The organism is Actinomadura madurae, assembly GCF_047130825.1.
GTDB classification, from domain to species: Bacteria; Actinomycetota; Actinomycetes; order Streptosporangiales; family Streptosporangiaceae; genus Spirillospora; species Spirillospora madurae.
The window spans coordinates 7,720,515-7,739,127 of record NZ_CP083237.1 but is presented as its reverse complement, the minus strand read 5'-3'; the positions used below and the strand labels follow the sequence as shown (position 1 = coordinate 7,739,127).

Sequence of the window (18,613 nt, the reverse complement as noted above, 5' to 3'; positions counted from 1 at the left end):
TCGCTTTCGCGTTTCCCGCTCCGGGGCGACTCGCCTTACTTTATCGGATTCTTCCGGGCTGTCAATTTCCCGGCTTCTCCGATACGCCTTTCCGTTGCCGCTTGCGCGGCGCCTTCCGGGCGGTGGAGCTATTTCATCAGATCCGGCCCGATTGTCAAAACGAGCCTTTTCCGCCCCACCATGACTGAGCCGACGCGACGATGCCGCGTCAGTTGGTCGGTTGGTGGTTCCCCGCGAGCCGGCCGCCGTGAGGCGTCCCGCACTCCTGTGGGGCGAAGTGAACAGTATGCCCAAGACGAGGGAACGTCAAACCGGCGCGCCCGCACGAATGTTGCGCTGCTCGTCCTCCGGCTCAAGCCGCACGCGCATCGGCACGCCGTCTACCTTGGGTTTTGTCCGGCTATCGCCCGTCCGAACATCATGTGCAACGCATACCGCACGACAAATGTTTCGGTTCGGCAACGCCGATTCGGCGGCGTGCCTCACGGCTTGGCGAGGTACCCGCCGATGAACAGGACGCCCTCGGCCAGCACCCAGATGAACGCCGCGGCGGTGAGGAGGAGGTCCAGCCGGTCGGGCCTGCGCCGGACACCGGGCATCGACCACGCGGTCACCGCGACCGCCGCGGCGATGACGGCCACCGGTGCCGAAAGGCGGACGGCGTCGTCGAATCCCGCGGCGCACCCGGGATCGCGCAGCTCGCCCTCGCCGCAGAAGGCGGCGTCGCCCCAGCCGCCGAGGGCCGAGAAGCCCCACAGCACGGCCAGCGCGCAGTTCGCGATCGTCGGAATGGCCGGCGATATCCACCAGCCGTTCGGACGTCCGGGCATGGCCTGCACGCACGGAAGGTACCTCGCCGCGCCGGAGCCGGGAAGTCCCAACGCGGGCGATGGCCAGGTCAGGTGATCTCTTTCGCCTCGTGCAGGTTCATGTCCATCACGATCGCCGTCATGACCGCCAGCGTCCGCAGCGGTTCCCGGACCGGATCGGAGATCTCCACGGCGTACTTGTCGGCCGTCGTCAGCAGATGCGTGGCGAGACCCGCCCATTTCTTGCGGACATGGGCGACCTTGTCGCCGTCGGCGTCCTTGACTTCGAAGTTGTTGCGCGGCACGTCCACGTCCACGGCGCCGATGAGGGTTCCGTCGTCGTCGTAGAGGACGTACCGGCGGCCGACCCTTTCGGTGACGAACGAGCCGACGCGCTCCCCGTCCGGACGGAGGACTTCGGTGTACTCCCGGCCGCTTTCCTTGTCCACGACCAGGAGCGGATCTCCGTCCGGCGTCGTCAGCAGGACGGCCCGTGCGTCGAGATTCGACTTGCCCGGAAACAGCCCGCGCATGACCGCGCTGTCCCCCTGGTCCTCGGTCGGTGCGGCGATCGCGACGACGGTTCCGTCACCGTCCAGCACCTTGTACCGCGACTTGGCGAACGGTCCCCGGCGAGGCTGTTCGACCCTGAGTACGGAGGAACTGAAAGGGTCGGTCATGCATTCTCCTAGCCTTGTCTCGTCAGGCACCCGTTCTGCACGGCCCACGGTACGCGAAAGTCCCTACGCGGACGGGCTATCCGACAGGCCAGTCCTTGCCCTCGTACAACATCAGATCGATCGCGAGCGGCGCCGAGACCACCAGGACCCGGAGCGGATCGGGCAGGGGTTGAAAGATCTCGACCGAGTACCTGTCGGCGGTGGTCAGCAGCTCGGTGGCGGCGCCCTTCCATTTCTTGTCGATTCGGGCGACATGGTTCCCGTAGCCGTCGAGCACGCGAAACTTGCGGCCGGTGCGGTTGCCGTCCAGCCCGCCGACCTGACGCTCCGCCGCGTCCAGGAGCGCGTATTCGTATAGCCGGACGTTCCGCAATGACCCGTACAAATGCCCGTCGGGCGTGCTCACCCGGGTACTGCGCGCGTTCTGTTTCTCCACCGTGAGCAGCGGCGTGCCCTGCCCGTTCTCGACATGGACGGTGCGGGCGGCGTCGCTGCCGCCGAAAGCGGTCCTGACGGTCTGGCGGGCCAGCGAGACGTCACGTTCTTCGCCAGTAGCGAGCAGCGTCCCGTGCCCGTCGTACACCCTGTACCGGGACCGGGCGGCGGGGGCGCCGCGGGGCTGATCGACTCGCAGCACCGGGGAGCTGAACAGATCGCTCATGGATCGGCATGATGGCAGGTGCCCCGGACAGTGGGCACGCGAAAGGGGCGGCCCCGAAGGACCGCCCCTTGGATTGTGCCGCGATGGACTTCGCTCAGAAGTCCATGCCGCCCATGCCGCCGGACGGGTCGCCCGCCGGGGCCGGGGTCTTCTCCGGCTTCTCGGCGATGACGGCCTCGGTGGTCAGGAACAGCGCGGCGATCGACGAGGCGTTCTGCAGCGCGGACCGGGTCACCTTGGCCGGGTCGAGGATCCCGGAGTCGAACATGTTGACGTAGTCGCCGGTGGCGGCGTTCAGGCCCTCACCCGGGGTCAGGTTGCGGACCCGCTCCACCACGACGCCGCCCTCAAGGCCGGCGTTCACGGCGATCTGCTTCAGCGGCTCCTCCAGAGCACGCTTGACGATGTTGGCACCGGTGGCCTCGTCGCCCGCGAGCTCCAGCTTGTCGAACGCCTTGGTGCCGGCCTGCAGCAGCGCGACGCCACCACCGGGGACGATGCCCTCCTCGACGGCCGCCTTGGCGTTGCGGACGGCGTCCTCGATGCGGTGCTTGCGCTCCTTGAGCTCGACCTCCGTCGCGGCGCCGGCCTTGATGACCGCGACACCGCCCGCGAGCTTCGCCAGGCGCTCCTGGAGCTTCTCGCGGTCGTAGTCGGAGTCGGTGTTGTCGATCTCGGTGCGGATCTGGTTGACCCGTCCCGCGATCTCGTTGGCGTCACCGGCGCCGTCCACGATGGTGGTCTCGTCCTTGGTGATGACGACCTTGCGGGCGCGGCCCAGCATGTCGGTCGTGGTGTTCTCCAGCTTGAGACCCACGTCCTCGCTGATGACCTGGCCGCCGGTCAGCGTGGCGATGTCGCCCAGCATGGCCTTGCGGCGGTCGCCGAAGCCCGGCGCCTTCACGGCCACGGACTTGAAGATGCCGCGGATCTTGTTGACGACCAGGGTGGCCAGGGCCTCGCCCTCGACGTCCTCCGCGATGATCAGCAGCGGCTTGCCGGACTGCATGACACCCTCGAGGACGGGCAGCAGGTCCTTGTTGGCCGACGCCTTGCCCTGAACGATCAGGATGTACGGGTCCTCGAGGGTCGCCTCCATCCGCTCGGGGTCGGTCACGAAGTAGTGCGAGATGTAGCCCTTGTCGAAGCGCATCCCCTCGGTCAGCTCGAGCTCCAGACCGAAGGTCTGGCTCTCCTCGACCGTGATGACGCCTTCCTTGCCGACCTTGTCCATCGCCTCGGCGATCATCTCGCCGATCTGCGGGTCGCCCGCGGAGATGGACGCCGTGGAGGCGATCTGCTCCTTGGTCTCCACGTCCTTGGCGAGCTTGGACAGCTCCTCGCTCACCCGCTCGACCGCGGCCTCGATGCCCCTCTTCAGCGACATCGGGTTCGCGCCGGCCGCCACGTTGCGCAGGCCCTCGCGCACCAGCGCCTGGGCCAGCACGGTCGCGGTGGTGGTGCCGTCACCCGCGACGTCGTCGGTCTTCTTCGCTACTTCCTTGACGAGCTCCGCGCCGATCTTCTCCCACGCGTCCTCGAGCTCGATCTCCTTGGCGATCGACACGCCGTCGTTGGTGATCGTGGGGGCGCCCCACTTCTTCTCCAGCACGACGTTGCGGCCCTTGGGACCAAGGGTCACCTTCACGGCGTCGGCGAGCTGGTTCATGCCGCGCTCGAGACCGCGGCGGGCCTCCTCGTCGAACGCGATCATCTTTGCAGCCATAGGCTCCAGTCCTCCCGGAACAAGGTGGCTTAAACGGATCGAGCCGACGCCCGCGACGGACGGCCACCGCCGACGACTGCCATTCCGCCGCCGGACTGAGGCCTCATCGCCCCGACCCAGACTGTGTGAAGTTGTCACTCTCCACAGCAGAGTGCCAACCGTTTGTTTAGCACTCTACCCCGCCGAGTGCAAGCGCCACACATCCTCACCCACCCCCGCCTCCCCCGCTCCCCCAACCAGTCCTGACCAGGCGCAGGACGTCCAGACGAACTGTGCCAGCGCAACCCACCACGCGCGCCCAAACTCCGACGTTCACAGCACAAGGCCACGTGGGTGAAGGTTCAGCGAAGAAACCTGCACACGGCCGCGACACCGGCAAGAGCACCCGCCCGCCCACAACGTCACAGCACGGACGGCCTCGGCCATACGCACCTGACCGAGCTGCTGGGCACCCCGCTCGCCGGGCCGGCCGCCGCGCAGCGTTCGCGTGGCAAGCAACACCAGCCGCCACTCCGCCAGCCGGCCATCGCCGTCGATGGAGTGAGCACACGTGCCCAGGTCCAAGCCACCGAGTACCCGACACGACCTGCCGCAAGAACGCGCCGCTCAGTCAGAGCGCGAGGCAGGTCGCAGGGCCGTTCCGCCAAGGGCGTAGCGAGCTGGGCAGCGCTCAGAACATGTTCACGCGCCCGCCGCCAAACCGACTCGTAACTGACAGGCGCCAGCCGGTTGCCGCGCTGCCTGCGGAACTGACGACCATCGTCAGCCGTGCCGAACCGGTCGACATGCGCGCGAAGGATGGCAGCCAACTCAGGGCAGGCCGAAACCGGCCGCTTCACGCTCTCAGCGCGAGCCTTGAGGCTCCGAGGCTGGTGGTGCTGGCCGTCATCCGTCCATTGCTTGCCGGCAGCCGGGCTCGAACCGGCCAGCAGCAGACGACACCGGCCAACTGAGCGCCCGCGTCGTTGGCACGCCCAGCCGTCTGCACGGCGGCACATCGGCGACGCTCGCCCCGAGGCGCACGGTGAACGGCCGTCACCGGATCGCGCAGCTGTATCGCGATCGCCCCGGAACACAGCGCCGCGAGATCCTTGGGTGGCCTAAAGCACGGGCCGATCCGAGGTTGGTACTCAGCGCTTGGTCTCGTACCTGGTCAGGAGTACGCCGTCGGGGAACGTCCGGGTCTCCACCAGGGTCAGGTTCACCCAGTTGTCCAGGGCTGTGAAGAACGGCTTGCCGCCGCCCAGCAGGACCGGCACGGTGACCAGTATGTACTCGTCGATCAGTCCGGCCCGCATCGCCGCTGCGGCGAGTGTGGCGCCGGCGATGTCCATGGGGCCGCCGTCCTCGGCCTTGAGCCGGGTGATCTCGGTGACCGCGTCGCCGGTGACCAGGCGGGCGTTCCAGTCGACCGTGCTGATCGTGGAGGAGAACACCACCTTCGGCATGTCCCGCCAGCGGCGGGCGAACTCGATGTGCGCCGGTGTGACGCCGGGCTGCTGGTCGGCGGTCGGCCAGTGGGAGCTCATCTCCTCCCACAATCTGCGCCCGTACAGCGCCAGGCCGGTCGCCCCCACCCGGTCGGACCAAAACTGGAACAGCTCGTCGCTCGGCAGGCTCCAGTCGAGATCGTCGCCGGGCGCGGCGACGTAACCGTCCAGGCTCAGGTTCATGCCGTACGTCAGTTTCCGCATGGCGTCAGCCTCCTGTGGGTCGGTGCTCGGCCTACAGACCAGCACGGCGCGGAAGAATCATCGGTCACGCCACACCGAGATGCAGGCGGTGACTATTCGAACGTCTGCCTTATCCGGGATCGCCCCGCCCGTCGCGTCAGGGCGCAGCCGCCCCGGCTGTGGTGCGGAGAACGTACTTCCCCCGGATTCCGTGGTCTGATCCAGTTCCGGTCACTGGGAACGCCGTCTGGGGTGTGCGCGAAGCACCTCTACAGCCGCCCTGAGAGGTCTTCGCGGAACAATCACGGAACGGACACCCCCGTTCGGGCGTGGTGACGCTGTCCGGCAAGCGCCGTACATCGCGGCCCGGAAGAGCAGGCGCGCGACGATGCAGGCTCACGCGCCGCCCACGCACGTTCCACGACGCCGGCACGAGCACCCGGCCACCAGAACGTCACGGCACGGGCGGCCACGCGTCCGGGCGAGTCAGCCGGGTGCCCCGCTCCCCAACCTGGCCGCGGCGCAGACCGCCCGGTTCTCCAGGTCGCGCAGCTTCTGCGCAGCGAGCGACCCCCGGCACTCCCCCAATGGAGTGAGCACATGTACTCGGGTGCAGGGCCGCCAAGTATCCGACGCAAACGCCACGGGAGCGCCACCGCTCGGCCAGAACACGGCGCACGTCGTAGAGCCGCCGCCGTGGGCGTAGGACAGCGGCGGGCAGGCCGTTGCCCCGGCCTTTCGCCTTACCACCAGGAACGTCCCGCGTGGGCCATGGCGGCTCCCCTGCCCGCCCCTTAGTCGCCTGTGGTCACGGAGACGCGACGTTGCCCGGCGGAGATGGAGCGCCAGAACTCCCGCTCTGTCCCAGCTCAGTTTTCAATCCGACCGCCAGCTCATCAATCTTGTCGCTGATCTTCCGCAATTCGTCGACCAGATCCTTGGCTCTGCCCTGGTGTGGCTCCGGCATCTGTGAAGCGACAGCGTCGAGGATCGGTCCTCCCAACCAGCCGACGCAGGCGTCCAGCATGAACACGATCCGGTGTGTCTCCTGCGGGTCAGGCGGAGGTAGTTCTCCGTGTCTCACCTGATTGGCCCAGGTAGTCGCTTCGCGGATCACATCCTTAATGCGCTGTACCTGATCGACCAGCCGGTGTGCTGACGGCTCAATTTCGTTCACCGTGCTCCAATCCGCTCACAAGGGGTCGTAAGGCATCTCTGCCAGAGGCGTTGTGAGTTGGCGACGTTGGAGTCACCACGGGGGCCGGGGTGTCATTTCCTCGGTGGTGGGTTCCTCATTCGGGCCGCTGCTTGGGCTTGCTCAGGGTAGGGCCGAGGTACACGCCGGACGGCCTGACCGCGAAGGCGACCCGACGGCGCATGATGAACCACGTACGGCGAAAGAACTCCCTGCTCAGGAACCGCTCAGCTCGCCGGTCAGTAGCACACCGATGACGGCAATCACGGTGGTGATGGCGATCGGCACAATGACGGGGGGGGATCGAAACGCGCGACGTAGTCGCTCTCAGTGGCGATGTCAGATTCCTGGCCTCCCACGCTGATTGGACGCCTGCCGTCGAGGCCGGGTTGTCGCGAAGGGCTGACAGCGCGGACAGCGGCCCCGTCCAGCACTCGTCCTTCGGTCACTCCAGCTGCCCTGTTGAGCGTGGTGACATTCTCCGTCGAGGTGGCGCCCTGGCAGTAATTCGTCGTGGCCGGGTTGTGCGGGCTCGGGGTGATCGCGGTGAGCCGGGTGTGGAGAAGGCTTCGCAGACGCTAATCGCCGGGACTGGGGTGGACCGTGGTGTTCTGGCAGGCGGTCAGGTGCCAGTGGTCGTCTTCCTTGGCCATGACGAACAGTGGTGTGCCCACTTCTTCGCCGTTGGGGGTCCGGTATGTCTGGAGGACCTTGACGGCGGCGACGTCGGGGCGGATGAACAGGACGTGTTCCACCTCGAAGGTGACCGTGGTCTCGCGCATCGCGCCGGGGAGGACCTGGTGGGTGAAGGCGGAGATCGCGTCGCGCCCGTAGAGGCGCTTGCCGCCGCCCGTCGTCCAGATGGCGTCGGCTCGGAACAGGGCCGCGAACTCGTCCGGTAGCTCGTTGTTCTGGGAGTGCTCGACCGTGGCGACCACCTGCTCTATCGCCTCGATCTCGACGTTCGGTGCGCTCATGAGGGTCAGCGTGCATCCTCAAGGAAGCTTGAGGTCAAGGACGGCGCTGTAGTCGGGAACGCCGACTAGGTTGTCCGGATGACGCTTGCATACACCTTCTCGGCTCTGGCGGGGCTTCTGGCCGCCGTTTGCCTTTTGCAGGTCATCACCGGTCGCGAAGTCGTCAGGCCTTCGAGGACGAGGCATCCACCTGGCCGGGTGAGGCGCATGTACGCCGGCCCGACGCTGATCGGGGTCGGTGGTGTGCTCTTGGGCGCGGGCATCGTCATGTGGGTGGGGATGGGGCTGCTCTGGGGCGGGCTCATCCTGGCGGTGGCCACGACGGCCCGGCGCTCCTGACCTGGGTCGAGCCGACGCCGCAGGGTGGGCTCCGGGCGCTGGATATGTCGGGGCCGGGGAAGCTGAGGTGGTCGAGGGTCTTCACGCCCGCGGGGAAGAGGGCGAGGACGGCCGGCGCCGACGTGGAGGCAGTCGAGTTGGCGTGCCCGGTGGCGCGGGCCTGCGAGGCGGACATGGTCCAGAAGCCGAGGAGCACAGGTAGGTGAGGGTGGGAGTGAGGGCGCCGAGCCAGCGCCATGTCGTTCGTCGGTGGATGGCGCAGGCGGGCCCGGTGGGGGCCGGGCCCGCCCAGGACGTCGTCAGCCGCCGGCCACGGCGGGGATGATGGAGATCTGGGCGCCCTCGGGGGTGGGGGTGTCCAGGCCGTCGGCGAAGCGGACGTCCTCGTCGCCCACGTAGACGTTGACGAAGCGGCGGATCTTGCCCGCGTCGTCGAGGATGCGGGCGGAGATGCCGGAGTAGCTGGCCTCCAGGTCGGCGACGACGGCGCGGAGGGTGGCGCCCTCGGCCTTCACCTCCGCCTCGCCGCCGGTGTAGGTCCGCAGGATCGTCGGGATACGGACGGACACGCTGCTCATGCTGCTCCTTCGTTCTCAGGCGAGGCCCGCGGCGCGGAACGCTTCCAGGGACGGGGCGATGTTCGCGGACGGGGCGACGACGGGTGCGACGGCGTCCAGGGTCTTCAGGCCGTCCCCGGAGTTGATGATCACGGTTTCGGCGGACGGGTCGAGGGTGCCGCCCTCGATGAGCTTGCGGAGCGTCGCCACGGTGACGCCGCCGGCGGTCTCGCCGAAGATCCCCTCGGTGCGGGCCAGGAGGCGGATGCCCTCGACGATCTCGGCGTCGGTGACGTCCTCGACGGCGCCGCCGGTGCGGCGGGCGACGTCCAGGACGTACGGGCCGTCGGCGGGGTTGCCGATGGCGAGGGACTTGGCGATCGTGTCGGGCTTCACCGGGCGGACGACGTCGTGACCGGCCTTGAACGCGGCGGCGACGGGGTCGCAGCCGGCGGCCTGGGCGCCGAACACGCGGTACGGCCGGTCCTCGACCAGGCCGAGCTTGATCAGCTCCTGGAAGGCCTTGTCGATCTTGGTGAGCTGGGAGCCGGACGCGACCGGCACGACGATCTGGTCCGGCAGCCGCCAGCCGAGCTGCTCGGCGATCTCGTAGCCGAGCGTCTTGGAGCCCTCGGCGTAGTAGGGCCGGACGTTGACGTTCACGAACGCCCAGTCGTCCTGCTCGCCGGCGATCTCGGACGCGAGCCGGTTCACGTCGTCGTAGTTGCCGTCGACCGTCACGAACGTCCCGCCGTACACGGCCGTCGTGATGATCTTCTGGGATTCGAGGTTGGACGGGACGAACACCGCGCTGCGGATCCCGGCGCGGGCCGCGGCGGCGGCAACGGCGTTGGCGAGGTTCCCGGTGGACGGGCAGGCCAGCACCTTGAAGCCCAGCTCGCGGGCGGCGGCGAGCGCGACGGCGACGACCCGGTCCTTGAAGGAGTGGGTCGGGTTGCCGCTGTCGTCCTTCACCCACAGGCTCTGCAGGCCGAGGCTCTCGGCGAGGTTGTCGGCGCGGACGAGCCGCGTCAGGCCGGGCTCGGTGTTGGGCGTGTCCGCGACCGTGGACGGGACGGGCAGCAGCCCGCGGTACCGCCAGATGTTGCGCGGCCCGGACTCGATGCGCGCGCGGGTGACTCCCCCGAAGTCGTAGGCGATCTCCAGGGGGCCGAAACACTCCTCGCAGGCGTAGAACGGCCCGAGATCGCGAGTGGAGCCGCATTCGCGGCAGACGAGGGCGGTAGCCGGTCCGAGGTCTGTGGCAGGCGTGAGTGCCATGAGGGCGAGGCCTTTCTCCCCATCTTTCCTGCGCCACCTTGGTCGCAGGCCGGAGTTGGCACCATCTCCCGGCCGGCCTCGCAGGATCGCGAGTGCGCCTCAGCCGGGTGGTTGCCGGGGCTTCGCAGGGCCGGTCCCTCCACCCCTCTGGATGAGCGGTATTCAGTTGTCGAGAACCGCGAGCGGTTTGAACTCGTATGCGTGACTTTACATGAGCTGACCGGATGCCAGACAGGTGGGTCCGCCGATTGAGACGTTACCCGGACGAGTTCTTGATCACGCGGCCGGTCTCCGGCGGGACGGTCCGCTGCGTGGGGTCGAGGAACACGTGCCGGACGACCGGGACCCGTTCCCGGAGCCGCCGGTCGATCTCGCCGGCGACGTCCTCGGCCTGGTCGGCGCTGATGTCGTCGGAGAAGTGGACCTTGGCGGCGACGAGGAGCTGCTCGGGGCCGAAGTGCATGGTGAGCAGCTCGTCCACGCCGGTGACGCCGGGCGCGCCGAGGATCTCCGCGCGGATCTCGCGCTGCGCCGCCGGGTCGGCGGCCTGGCCGATGAGCAGGCGCACGCTCTCCCGTCCGATCGAGAACGCGAGGACGACGAGGAGGAGGCCGATGAGGACGGACGCGAGCCCGTCCCAGAAGTCCGAGCCGGTGATCTGCCGCAGCACCAGGCCGGCGGCGGCGAGCGCCAGCCCGATCATCGCGGCGGTGTCCTCTAACAGGGCGGTCTTGAACGTCACGTCGGGCGACTTGCGGACGTGCTCGACGAGGTCGCGCCCGTTGTCGCGGGTCTCCTTGCGGGCCTGGTAGTAGGCGCGGACCCAGGACGTCCCCTCCAGCACCGCCGCGAGGGCGAGGACGGCGTAGGCGAGCCACACGGCCGTCCCGGTGCCGCCGTGGCCGGTCATGGTCAGGATGCCCTCGAAGATCGAGAACCCGGCACCGGCCACGAAGATCCCGAACGCGGCGAGCAGCGACCACACGTACCGCTCGTTGCCGTATCCGAAGGGGTGGTGCCGGTCGGGGGGCCGTTCGCTGCGCCGCAGCGAGGCGAGGAGAAAGCCCTGGTTGAGGGTGTCCGCCACGGAGTGCGCGCTCTCCGCGAGCATCGCGCTGGAGCCGGCCAGCAGGCCGGCGATCAGCTTGGTGATCGCAAGGATGAGGTTCGCGGCACCGGCGACGAGCACGGTCTTCGTCGTCTCGGACCTGCTCATGCCGCTCGATTACCCGGCGCTTCGCGGGCTAACCGGCGGCGGGCCGCGCGGTGACGCATGCCACGCGGGTCACTTTGAAGGCGCTCGGCCACAACTGAGACCCTGCCGTCATGAGCCAAGTGCTGGTGGCATCGAACCGGGGGCCGGTCTCGTTCTCGCTGTCGGAGGACGGGGAGCTCACCATGCGGCGCGGGGGCGGGGGGCTGGTGTCGGGGCTCGCCGCCGTCACGGGCGCGCCGCGCGACCCCGGACCGCCGCGCCCGGCCGGAACGCACGCGGAGCCGGCCGGCCAGGACCCGGACGTGCTCTGGGTGTGCGCGAGCCTCGGAGAGGCCGACCGGACGGCCGCTCGCCGGTCACCGGACGGCCGCATAGACCTCGCGGGTTACGAGACCGGCGGCGCCGCGGTGCGGATGCTCGACATCCCCGCGGCGACGTTCCACCGTGCGTACAACGCCGTCGCCAACTCGACGCTGTGGTTCGTCCACCACCTTCTCTACGACACGCCGCGCAGCCCGCATTTCGATGCTCGCTCACGACGTGACTGGCAGTCCTACGAGGCGTACAACGCAGCCTTCGCGGACGCCCTCGCACGGGACGCCTCCCAGGGCGCGAAGGCGGCCGTGCAGGACTATCACCTGTCGCTGGCACCGAGGATGTTGCGTGACCGCCGTCCCGATCTGAGGATCGTCCACTTCTCCCACACGCCGTGGGCGCCGCCTGAGTACTACAGCCTTCTCCCGGACGACATCGGTACGCAGATCCTTCAAGGCATTCTCGGCGCCGACCACGCAGGGTTCCTCACCGAGCGGTGGGCATCGGCGTTCCTTGACTGCTGCGAGCTCCTACCTGGGGCACGCGTCGATCGGTCTGCCCGCACGGTCACCTGCGCAGGGCACACCACGCGCATAGGTGTGCATGGTCTCGGAGTGGACGGGACGGCGTTGCGCCAGCGTGCGGCAGAACAGGACGTCACCGAGCGGGCGCGCGCGCTGCGCGAGCAGGTGGGCGACCGGCAGCTCATCGTCCGGATCGACAGGACGGAGCTGTCCAAGAACATCGTGCGGGGGCTCGCCGCGTACCGCGAACTGCTCGTCAACCATCCGGAGTGGCGCGGCCGCGTGGTCCATCTGGCGTTCGCGTACCCGTCCCGCTACGACCTGCCCGAGTACCGGGAGTACACGGCGGCCGTCCAGCGGATGGCGAAGCAGATCTCCGACGAGTTCGGCACCGCCGACTGGGAGCCGCTGATCCTGCAGGTGAACGACGACTACCCGCGTTCCCTCGCCGCCTACGGCCTGGCGGACGTCCTGCTCGTCAACCCGATCCGCGACGGCATGAACCTCGTCGCGAAGGAGGGGCCCGTCCTGTCGCGGCACGGCTGCGCGCTGGTGCTGTCCCGGGAGGCGGGCGCGGCGGCGGAGCTGTCCGAGGACGCGCTGATGGTCAACCCGTACGACGTGTCGCAGACGGCGGAGACCCTCCATCAGGCCCTGCTCATGCCGCGCGCCAGGCGGGCCGAACGCTGCGCCCGGCTCGCGGCGGCGGCGACGGCGCTGCCTCCGCAACGCTGGTTCGCCGACCAGCTCGCGGCCCTCGACCCGGCCGGATAGCGGCGCGCCGTCCCCCGGGCGACGGGTCCGGCGCGCCGCGGGTCATATCAGGGCGCGCTGCTGGTGGACGGTTCGACGGCCAGGAGGGACGCGACCGGGTTGGGCTCGTGGTGCTGCTTCCAGCGTTCGCGCAACGCGGCCTTGCTCTGCGCCATGCGGCGGTGGGCGGCGGTCCGGGTGAAGCGGGCGAGCTGGGCCGCGGGCGGCTTCGGCAGGCCGCTCGGCTCGTAGCCGTACTCGGCGAGACGCTCGCCGAACGCCACCTCGGCCAGGCTGATCTCCCAGGGGTCGAGCCGCTCCGCCCACGCCCCGACACGGCTGGTGGTGACGGCCTCGTGAGTCCGCTCGTGCCATCGCTTGCGGGACGGGACGATCTGCTTCGCGAGGCCCTCGGGGTGCGTCATCGCCGGGTCGAAGTCCTCGTCGAGGAACCCGCAGAGCCGGGTCAGCTCGTCGGCCGGGTCGGTGACGAGCCGCTCGTACTGCAGTTCGTAGTAGGTGTCGGGGCCGAGGCGCTCGGCGAGCCGCCGGCCCCGGTCGATCGTCTCCCGCCACGCGCACACGGCGTGGTGGAGGTCCCCGTCGAACCAGGGCATCTCCAGCAGCGACGCGACGCAGTCCCGCCCGTCCCGGACGAGGTGGACGAACTGCGCGTCGGGGAACAGGCGCAGCAGCGTCGGGACGTGCTGGGAGTAGCTCGGGCGCTTGTCGCCCCAGCGCTGCTTGCCGTGCAGGCGGGCATAGGCGCGGAACACGATGCCGATCGCCGAGCCGAGCGTCGGCGGCCCGGCGACTACCTCGTCGACGAGCCGGTCGGGGTCCATGCCGAGCGCGTGCACCTTGGTGGACCGGTCGCCGATGATCCATTCGGCGAGCCGCCGCCTGTTCTTGCTCTCCTGGAGGTCACCGAACTCGCACCGTGCCGTATAGGCGGGCAGGACGAACTTCGTCTCCGCGGGGATCGCGACGCGGGGATGCGAGTGGAGCATCAGCCGCAGCAGCGTCGTCCCCGAGCGGGGGCAGCCGAAGATGAAGATCGGGCGGTCGTGGCGGGGCGCCTGTCCAGGTGACATGCACCGCATGCTGGTGCAGACACCCAGCTCACAGCCCCGGTCCTGGACGCACCGTTGCCGCCCGATGACCGACCTTTGACGGGGCGCCCGGTCAGGTGTAGGACTCGCCGAGCGTCTGCCGGACCTGCTTGCGGGCCTCGTGGATGCGGGACTTGACCGTGCCGAGCGGGAGCTTCAGCTGCTCGGCGATCTCGGCGTACTCCAGCTGGGAGACGTCCCGCAGCACGAGGGCCTGGATGAGGTCGGGCTTGCGGGCCTCCAGGTCCTCCATGGCGTCCAGGATGTCGACCCGGGACCCGGCGATGACGCTGGTCCGGCGCGGGTCGGGGCGCTGCTGCGGAAGCTCGCCGGCCTGCTCCACCGAGCGGCGCTTCAGCGACCGGTAGGTGGAGCGGGCGGAGTTGGCGACGACGACGTGCAGCCAGGTACTGAACCGCGACCTGCCCTCGAACCGGTGGATGTTCCGTGCGACCTGCAGTAGCGCGTCCTGGCAGGCCTCTTCCGCGTCCTGCCGGCAGGGCAGGAACCGGGAGCTGTGCCGCAGCACGTCAGGCTCGATCCTGCGGAGGAGCTCGTTGAGGGCACCCTGGTCGCCCTGGGCCGCCCGAACCGCCAGCTCCTCTGTCCTTTCGTCGAATGCCATGCCGCCTCAATGCTCGTTCGCGCGCTCACCCCGTTTGCTGGGATGATACGGGAGTGTCGTTCCCACCTTCAGTAGGCCGCTACCGAATCGATCGCGTCCTGGGTTCGGGTGCGTTCGCCTCTGTGTGGCTGGGCCACGATGACGCCCTGGAGTCCCAGGTCGCCATAAAGGTCCTGAACGAGAGCCTGATCGACGATCTCGACGTGCGCAACCGTTTCCTGGAGGAGGCCCGGATCCTGCGCCGCGCCGACTCCGAGCGGCTGGTCCGCGTCCACGACATCGGCGAGCTGCCCGACGGGCGCCCCTACTTCGTGATGTCCTACGCGGACCGCGGCACGCTCGGCGACCGCATGCGCGAACGGCCACTTCCGGTCAACGAGGCCATCGCGCTCGCCGAGCAGATCGCCTACGGCGTCGAGGTGATCAACACCCTCGGCGTGATCCACCGGGACCTCAAGCCCTCCAACGTGCTGTTCCAGTCGACGCCCGACGGCGGCGAGAAGCTCCTCATCGCCGACCTCGGCCTCGCCAAGGCGCTCGCGCACGCGTCCGGGGCCTTCACCCTCCCGGTCGGCACGCCCGGATACATGTCGCCGGAGCAGGCGCGGTTCGGCGGCGGGCTGGACGTCCGCGCCGACGTGTACGGGCTCGGCGCGCTGACGTACCACATGGTCACCGGGCGTCCCCCGGGCCCGGCGCCGGTGAAGAAGGCGCCGAGCGAGATGCGCGAGGGGCTGTCCCCGGCGTTCGACCAGGTAGTCCTGCGGGCGCTGGAGGTCGAGCGGGAGAAGCGGTGGCCGACCGCCGAGGCGTTCGCCGAGGCGCTGTCCACCCTGCGTCCGACGTCCGCGCCGTCCCCCGCAGCGCCGTCCCCCGCAGCGCAGGGCCCGGCCGCGCCGGCGCCGGTGCCCGCGTACACGCCGCAGATCGACGCGGACGCGACCGTCCAGGACTTCTACCGCGACGGCGGCGGGACCCAGCCGCCGAGGCCCGCGCCGCAGCCGGGCCCCGGCCCGGGCGTCCCGCCGGCCACGCGGTTCGACCCTCCCGGCGAGGACGACGTCCACACCTCCGAGATGCGCGTCCCGCCGAGGCCGCAGGACGGCGAGGCCACGATCGTGGACGGCCCGAGCGGGCGCGCCACGCCGTTCGGCCAGGCGGAGCAGCCCACCGCCCCCGACAACGACAATGACCGCACGATGGCCTACCAGGCCCAGCCGCAGCCGCCGGTGTCGGGCGACGACAAGACCTCCGTGTTCCCGACCCAGCCGCCTCCGCAGAACGGCGCCCCGCAGGGCGTCCCGATGCAGCAGCCGATGGGTCAGGGCGGCGGCCGGCCCTACGGCCCGCCGCCCACCGGCTTCCAGCCGCCGCCTCCCGGCCCCGCCCAGGGCGGCGGCCGGCAGGGCGGCGGAGCGCCGAAGAAGTTCGTCACACCGCTGATCATCACGGTCGTCGTGCTGGTGGTCGCGCTGATCGGCGGGCTGACCCTCGGCATGCTGTTCTCCGGCGACGACGGCAAGAAGGAAGAGAAGAAGAAGACGCCCGCGATCCCGAAGGACTTCGTGGCCGTCTCCGACGCCGCGGGGAAGATCAAGACGGCGGTGCCGAAGGTCTGGCCGAAGCAGAACCAGGAGCAGACGTGGACCCCGTCCACCGTCAACCTGAACGACGCCCAGCCGCGGCCCGTCCTGCGCGCGACACCGAACAAGGCCACGTTCCTGGGCGACGGCAAGGGCCCCGGCGTCTTCATCGGCGTGACCACGGACGTGCGCCCCAACCAGCTGCCCCCGCCGAGCGCCGCCCAGCACCCCCAGTGCACGAAGGCCGCCCCGGAGAACTACACCACCCCCGACGGCGCCCTCAGCGGAACGATCAGCCGCTTCACCGCCTGCAAGACCGGCACCCCCTCGGTCACCGAGGTCGGCCTCAAGGACAAGTCCGGCAAGTTCGGCCTGTGGATCCGCGTCAAGGAAACCGACGACCGAGACGCCACCAAGGACATCCTGGACAACCTCAAGGCAAGCCTGTAACTCCCAGGGGGGCGACCCCCTGGAACCCCCGTTGCGGGCGGGCGACCTCCGGGCGCCAGAGCGACCTCCGGCCATCCGACCCGCGAGTCACGGGCTGAGCCCCGCGCCAAAGCTCAGCACCACTCCAAGCGCCCAAAGGCCGTGCACCACCCAAGAGCGCTCTCACACGAGCCCGTTGCCCACGCCCCGACCCAAACCCGCCCCACGGCCACTTAGGAACCTGCCCACCCGTGAACGTGACGGTCCCAGCGGGCCGTGCACTCCCGACCACCCGAGCCCGCGGCCGCCTGGGACAGGTATCACCCCTGAGCGTGACGGTGTCGAAGGGGCGAGAACCTGCGGACGCGACGGCCCGGCAGCGGCCAGGGTGTGCAACATCCAAGAGCGCTTTCTGGATGTGAACGATCCGCGCGCTCTTGGGTTTGAAGCCCAGCCGGGGTCACGGGCAGGCGCGTGGAGCGAGTGCAGCGAGCGGAGGGCGCATGCCCGTCGAGCCGGGCGACCGCAGCGACACGTCGCGAACCCGCACGGTCACGGCACACCCGCACCGTGGCGTGAGGATCGACCGGCTCGCAACGGGGGTTCCAGGGGGTCGCCCCCCTGGGCCAACACCTCCCCCCTGGGCCAACACCTCCCCCTGGGTAGACAACGACATGTTAGCGATATATCGTTGATGCGTCGCAACCGATCGATGTTAAGGAGACTGCGATGCATGAGCACATGATGAGTGGGCGCCGCGGCGGGGTTCGCGGGCCCAAGGAGCGTGGGCGGCGCGGGGATCCGTTCGGAGGCTGGGGCCCCGGTGGGCCCGGTCATCGCGGGCGCGGTGGGCGCGGGCGGCGGACCCGGCGCGGGAACGTCCGGGCGGCCCTGCTCGCCCTGCTCGCCGAGCGGGCCATGCACGGCTACGAGATGATCCAGGAGTTGGACGCGCGCACCGGTGGTGTCTGGCGGCCGAGCCCGGGGTCTGTCTACCCGACCCTGCAGATGCTGGAGGACGAGGGCCTCGTCAGCAGCGAGGAAGAGGGCGGCAAGCGGCTGTTCTCCCTCACCGATGCGGGTCGCGAGGAGGCGTCGGCGCAGACCACCGCCCCCTGGGACGAGGTCACCGAGGCCGCCGGCGAGAACGTCCTGCGGGGACGTGAGGCGATCGGGCAGCTGATGGTCGCTCTCCAGCAGGTGATGGCCGTCGGCAGCGAGGCGCAGAAGGCGCGGGCGCTGGAGGTCGTCAACGACTCCCGCCGCCGCCTGTACGGGATCCTCGCCGACGATCCCGAGGCGGAGTGAAGCGGCGGTCTCACCTTCCGTTCGGGAAGGGGGCCTGCTTGGCGAGCTGGTCGGCCATGTAGAGCTGCTTCCACACGTAGAGGGCCATGTCCGAGCGCTTGATGTTCTGGTCGACGGGGACGTCGACCGTGGCGCGCACCAGGTACGCGGCGCCCGGCGGGATGTACTTGTCGCCGCCCTCGCCCGGGATGAGCGCGCCGCCGGAAAGGCGCCGGACGACCTGGCTCCTGGTCGGCGGCGTGCACATGGCCTCGGGGACGCCGGCCTGCGGCATGCAGCGTCCGCGCGCGTTCGGGGCGACGAGGTCGCCCTTGACGAACACGTCGCCGGGGAAGTCGAGGAGGACCTTCTGGTCCGACGGGTTGCTGAGGATGTACTCGATGTAGGGGAACGACGTCCCGGACGGCGGGGTGGACTGGAACGTCGTCACGACGCCCTCGCTGACCCCGGACGTCACGGTCGCGATCCGGTACTCGGAGCCGTCGGCCGTGCCGATGGTGATCGGCGGTCCCGCGGGGGGCAGCTCGCCGCCGGCGCCGGCCGGCTGCCCGCCGGCGGCCGCGGCGTCCGATCCCGAGTCGCCGCCGGAGCCGGGGGTCAGCACGAGCCCGGCCGTGACCAGGCCGGCCAGGGCGAGCACGCCCGCCGCGACGAGACCGCCGCGGCGCCCCGCGCGCCGGCGCGCCTGGCGCTGCCGCTCGCGCTCCCGCGACCCCAGACGCACCTGGACGCCGCTGGTCTCGTGAACCCCCATCGGTCCCGTCGTGGAGTTGCGTTCTCCTCGTTCGGGCCGGGCGTCCCTCACGGTGGCCCTCGGGTCGTGCTCGGGCGGTGACTGCGGAGGCGTCCC

General features: G+C 69.9%; 18 protein-coding genes and 1 riboswitch. Of the genes, 5 read left to right on the top strand and 13 right to left on the bottom strand.

Going from position 1 to position 18,613, the window contains the following annotated elements:
* Positions 1–482: 482 nt before the first annotated feature.
* The 4 genes from K8Z49_RS35840 to groL all read right to left on the bottom strand — a co-directional run bounded on the left by K8Z49_RS35840 (position 483) and on the right by groL (position 3,876).
* Positions 483–839, bottom strand: coding sequence for a hypothetical protein (locus tag K8Z49_RS35840; RefSeq protein ID WP_021596197.1), 357 nt, complete (start codon positions 837–839; stop codon positions 483–485).
* 59 nt (positions 840–898) lie between these two features.
* A complete protein-coding gene (locus K8Z49_RS35835; protein ID WP_021596198.1) occupies positions 899–1,489 on the bottom strand; it encodes a phospholipid scramblase-related protein in 591 nt (196 codons plus the stop codon).
* A gap of 76 nt (positions 1,490–1,565) precedes the next feature.
* Positions 1,566–2,150, bottom strand: a complete 585-nt coding sequence (locus K8Z49_RS35830) for a phospholipid scramblase-related protein (protein ID WP_075024963.1) — start codon at positions 2,148–2,150, stop codon at positions 1,566–1,568.
* A gap of 94 nt (positions 2,151–2,244) precedes the next feature.
* On the bottom strand, positions 2,245–3,876 hold the full coding sequence (gene groL, locus K8Z49_RS35825; RefSeq protein WP_024936450.1) for a chaperonin GroEL: 1,632 nt from the start codon (positions 3,874–3,876) through the stop codon (positions 2,245–2,247).
* A gap of 677 nt (positions 3,877–4,553) precedes the next feature.
* On the opposite strand from groL, the gene K8Z49_RS35820 reads away from it, so the two are divergent.
* On the top strand, positions 4,554–4,829 hold the full coding sequence (locus K8Z49_RS35820; RefSeq protein WP_412516250.1) for a hypothetical protein: 276 nt from the start codon (positions 4,554–4,556) through the stop codon (positions 4,827–4,829).
* A 177-nt stretch (positions 4,830–5,006) separates the two neighbouring features.
* Here the strand turns inward: K8Z49_RS35820 and K8Z49_RS35815 are convergent, their stop codons facing one another.
* The 3 genes from K8Z49_RS35815 to K8Z49_RS35805 form a co-directional block, all read right to left on the bottom strand.
* A complete protein-coding gene (locus tag K8Z49_RS35815; protein ID WP_075024964.1) occupies positions 5,007–5,570 on the bottom strand; it encodes a dihydrofolate reductase family protein in 564 nt (187 codons plus the stop codon).
* A gap of 787 nt (positions 5,571–6,357) precedes the next feature.
* A complete protein-coding gene (locus tag K8Z49_RS35810; RefSeq protein ID WP_152564124.1) occupies positions 6,358–6,726 on the bottom strand; it encodes a hypothetical protein in 369 nt (122 codons plus the stop codon).
* 596 nt (positions 6,727–7,322) lie between these two features.
* On the bottom strand, positions 7,323–7,721 hold the full coding sequence (locus tag K8Z49_RS35805) for an SgcJ/EcaC family oxidoreductase (RefSeq protein ID WP_412516249.1): 399 nt from the start codon (positions 7,719–7,721) through the stop codon (positions 7,323–7,325).
* A 207-nt stretch (positions 7,722–7,928) separates the two neighbouring features.
* Here K8Z49_RS35805 and K8Z49_RS35800 point away from each other — a divergent pair, with 207 nt between their 5' ends.
* Entirely contained in the window at positions 7,929–8,060 is a 132-nt protein-coding gene (locus K8Z49_RS35800; RefSeq protein WP_276330338.1) for a hypothetical protein, read from the top strand.
* Between the two features lie 299 nt (positions 8,061–8,359).
* Here K8Z49_RS35800 and K8Z49_RS35795 read toward each other — a convergent pair whose 3' ends face one another.
* The 3 genes from K8Z49_RS35795 to K8Z49_RS35785 all read right to left on the bottom strand — a co-directional run bounded on the left by K8Z49_RS35795 (position 8,360) and on the right by K8Z49_RS35785 (position 11,114).
* The gene (locus K8Z49_RS35795; protein WP_021596204.1) at positions 8,360–8,638 is read right to left on the bottom strand and encodes a MoaD/ThiS family protein; all 279 of its coding nucleotides are present in this window, start codon (positions 8,636–8,638) and stop codon (positions 8,360–8,362) included.
* A 15-nt stretch (positions 8,639–8,653) separates the two neighbouring features.
* Positions 8,654–9,898 (bottom strand): threonine synthase, encoded by a 1,245-nt coding sequence (gene thrC / locus K8Z49_RS35790; RefSeq protein ID WP_075024967.1) that lies wholly within the window; start codon positions 9,896–9,898, stop codon positions 8,654–8,656.
* Positions 9,899–9,914: 16 nt separating this feature from the next.
* Positions 9,915–10,056: riboswitch (SAM riboswitch) on the bottom strand.
* Positions 10,057–10,154: 98 nt separating this feature from the next.
* On the bottom strand, positions 10,155–11,114 hold the full coding sequence (locus tag K8Z49_RS35785) for a cation diffusion facilitator family transporter (RefSeq protein ID WP_075024968.1): 960 nt from the start codon (positions 11,112–11,114) through the stop codon (positions 10,155–10,157).
* Between the two features lie 110 nt (positions 11,115–11,224).
* Between K8Z49_RS35785 and K8Z49_RS35780 the strand changes: the two genes are divergently transcribed.
* A complete protein-coding gene (locus tag K8Z49_RS35780; protein ID WP_033333856.1) occupies positions 11,225–12,727 on the top strand; it encodes an alpha,alpha-trehalose-phosphate synthase (UDP-forming) in 1,503 nt (500 codons plus the stop codon).
* Between the two features lie 47 nt (positions 12,728–12,774).
* Here K8Z49_RS35780 and K8Z49_RS35775 read toward each other — a convergent pair whose 3' ends face one another.
* Positions 12,775–13,800 (bottom strand): sulfotransferase family protein, encoded by a 1,026-nt coding sequence (locus K8Z49_RS35775; protein WP_412516248.1) that lies wholly within the window; start codon positions 13,798–13,800, stop codon positions 12,775–12,777.
* Positions 13,801–13,891: 91 nt separating this feature from the next.
* Positions 13,892–14,443, bottom strand: coding sequence for an RNA polymerase sigma factor (locus K8Z49_RS35770; protein WP_021596209.1), 552 nt, complete (start codon positions 14,441–14,443; stop codon positions 13,892–13,894).
* On the opposite strand from K8Z49_RS35770, the gene K8Z49_RS35765 reads away from it, so the two are divergent.
* Both K8Z49_RS35765 and K8Z49_RS35760 read left to right on the top strand, forming a co-directional pair.
* Positions 14,437–16,476, top strand: a complete 2,040-nt coding sequence (locus K8Z49_RS35765) for a serine/threonine-protein kinase (RefSeq protein WP_412516247.1) — start codon at positions 14,437–14,439, stop codon at positions 16,474–16,476. The genes K8Z49_RS35770 and K8Z49_RS35765 overlap by 7 nt on opposite strands.
* Positions 16,477–17,184: 708 nt before the next feature.
* Positions 17,185–17,763: a PadR family transcriptional regulator gene (locus tag K8Z49_RS35760; protein ID WP_021596211.1), complete on the top strand. Its 579-nt coding sequence runs from the start codon at positions 17,185–17,187 to the stop codon at positions 17,761–17,763.
* A gap of 10 nt (positions 17,764–17,773) precedes the next feature.
* On the opposite strand, the gene K8Z49_RS35755 is transcribed toward K8Z49_RS35760, so the two are convergent.
* A complete protein-coding gene (locus K8Z49_RS35755) occupies positions 17,774–18,517 on the bottom strand; it encodes a hypothetical protein (protein ID WP_075024970.1) in 744 nt (247 codons plus the stop codon).
* Positions 18,518–18,613: the final 96 nt, after the last annotated feature.

Excerpts from the sequence above, each read along its gene's own strand:
- K8Z49_RS35835 (WP_021596198.1), bottom strand. The coding sequence starts at position 1,489 with ATGACCGACCCTTTCAGTTCCTCCGTACTCAGGGTCGAACAGCCTCGC.
- K8Z49_RS35830 (WP_075024963.1), bottom strand. The coding sequence starts at position 2,150 with ATGAGCGATCTGTTCAGCTCCCCGGTGCTGCGAGTCGATCAGCCCCGC.
- groL (WP_024936450.1), bottom strand. The coding sequence starts at position 3,876 with ATGGCTGCAAAGATGATCGCGTTCGACGAGGAGGCCCGCCGCGGTCTC.
- K8Z49_RS35820 (WP_412516250.1), top strand. The coding sequence starts at position 4,554 with ATGTTCACGCGCCCGCCGCCAAACCGACTCGTAACTGACAGGCGCCAG.
- K8Z49_RS35815 (WP_075024964.1), bottom strand. The coding sequence starts at position 5,570 with ATGCGGAAACTGACGTACGGCATGAACCTGAGCCTGGACGGTTACGTC.
- K8Z49_RS35805 (WP_412516249.1), bottom strand. The coding sequence starts at position 7,721 with ATGAGCGCACCGAACGTCGAGATCGAGGCGATAGAGCAGGTGGTCGCC.
- K8Z49_RS35800 (WP_276330338.1), top strand. The coding sequence starts at position 7,929 with ATGTACGCCGGCCCGACGCTGATCGGGGTCGGTGGTGTGCTCTTGGGC.
- K8Z49_RS35795 (WP_021596204.1), bottom strand. The coding sequence starts at position 8,638 with ATGAGCAGCGTGTCCGTCCGTATCCCGACGATCCTGCGGACCTACACC.
- thrC (WP_075024967.1), bottom strand. The coding sequence starts at position 9,898 with ATGGCACTCACGCCTGCCACAGACCTCGGACCGGCTACCGCCCTCGTC.
- K8Z49_RS35785 (WP_075024968.1), bottom strand. The coding sequence starts at position 11,114 with ATGAGCAGGTCCGAGACGACGAAGACCGTGCTCGTCGCCGGTGCCGCG.
- K8Z49_RS35780 (WP_033333856.1), top strand. The coding sequence starts at position 11,225 with ATGAGCCAAGTGCTGGTGGCATCGAACCGGGGGCCGGTCTCGTTCTCG.
- K8Z49_RS35775 (WP_412516248.1), bottom strand. The coding sequence starts at position 13,800 with ATGTCACCTGGACAGGCGCCCCGCCACGACCGCCCGATCTTCATCTTC.
- K8Z49_RS35765 (WP_412516247.1), top strand. The coding sequence starts at position 14,437 with ATGCCATGCCGCCTCAATGCTCGTTCGCGCGCTCACCCCGTTTGCTGG.
- K8Z49_RS35770 (WP_021596209.1), bottom strand. The coding sequence starts at position 14,443 with ATGGCATTCGACGAAAGGACAGAGGAGCTGGCGGTTCGGGCGGCCCAG.
- K8Z49_RS35760 (WP_021596211.1), top strand. The coding sequence starts at position 17,185 with ATGCATGAGCACATGATGAGTGGGCGCCGCGGCGGGGTTCGCGGGCCC.
- K8Z49_RS35755 (WP_075024970.1), bottom strand. The coding sequence starts at position 18,517 with ATGGGGGTTCACGAGACCAGCGGCGTCCAGGTGCGTCTGGGGTCGCGG.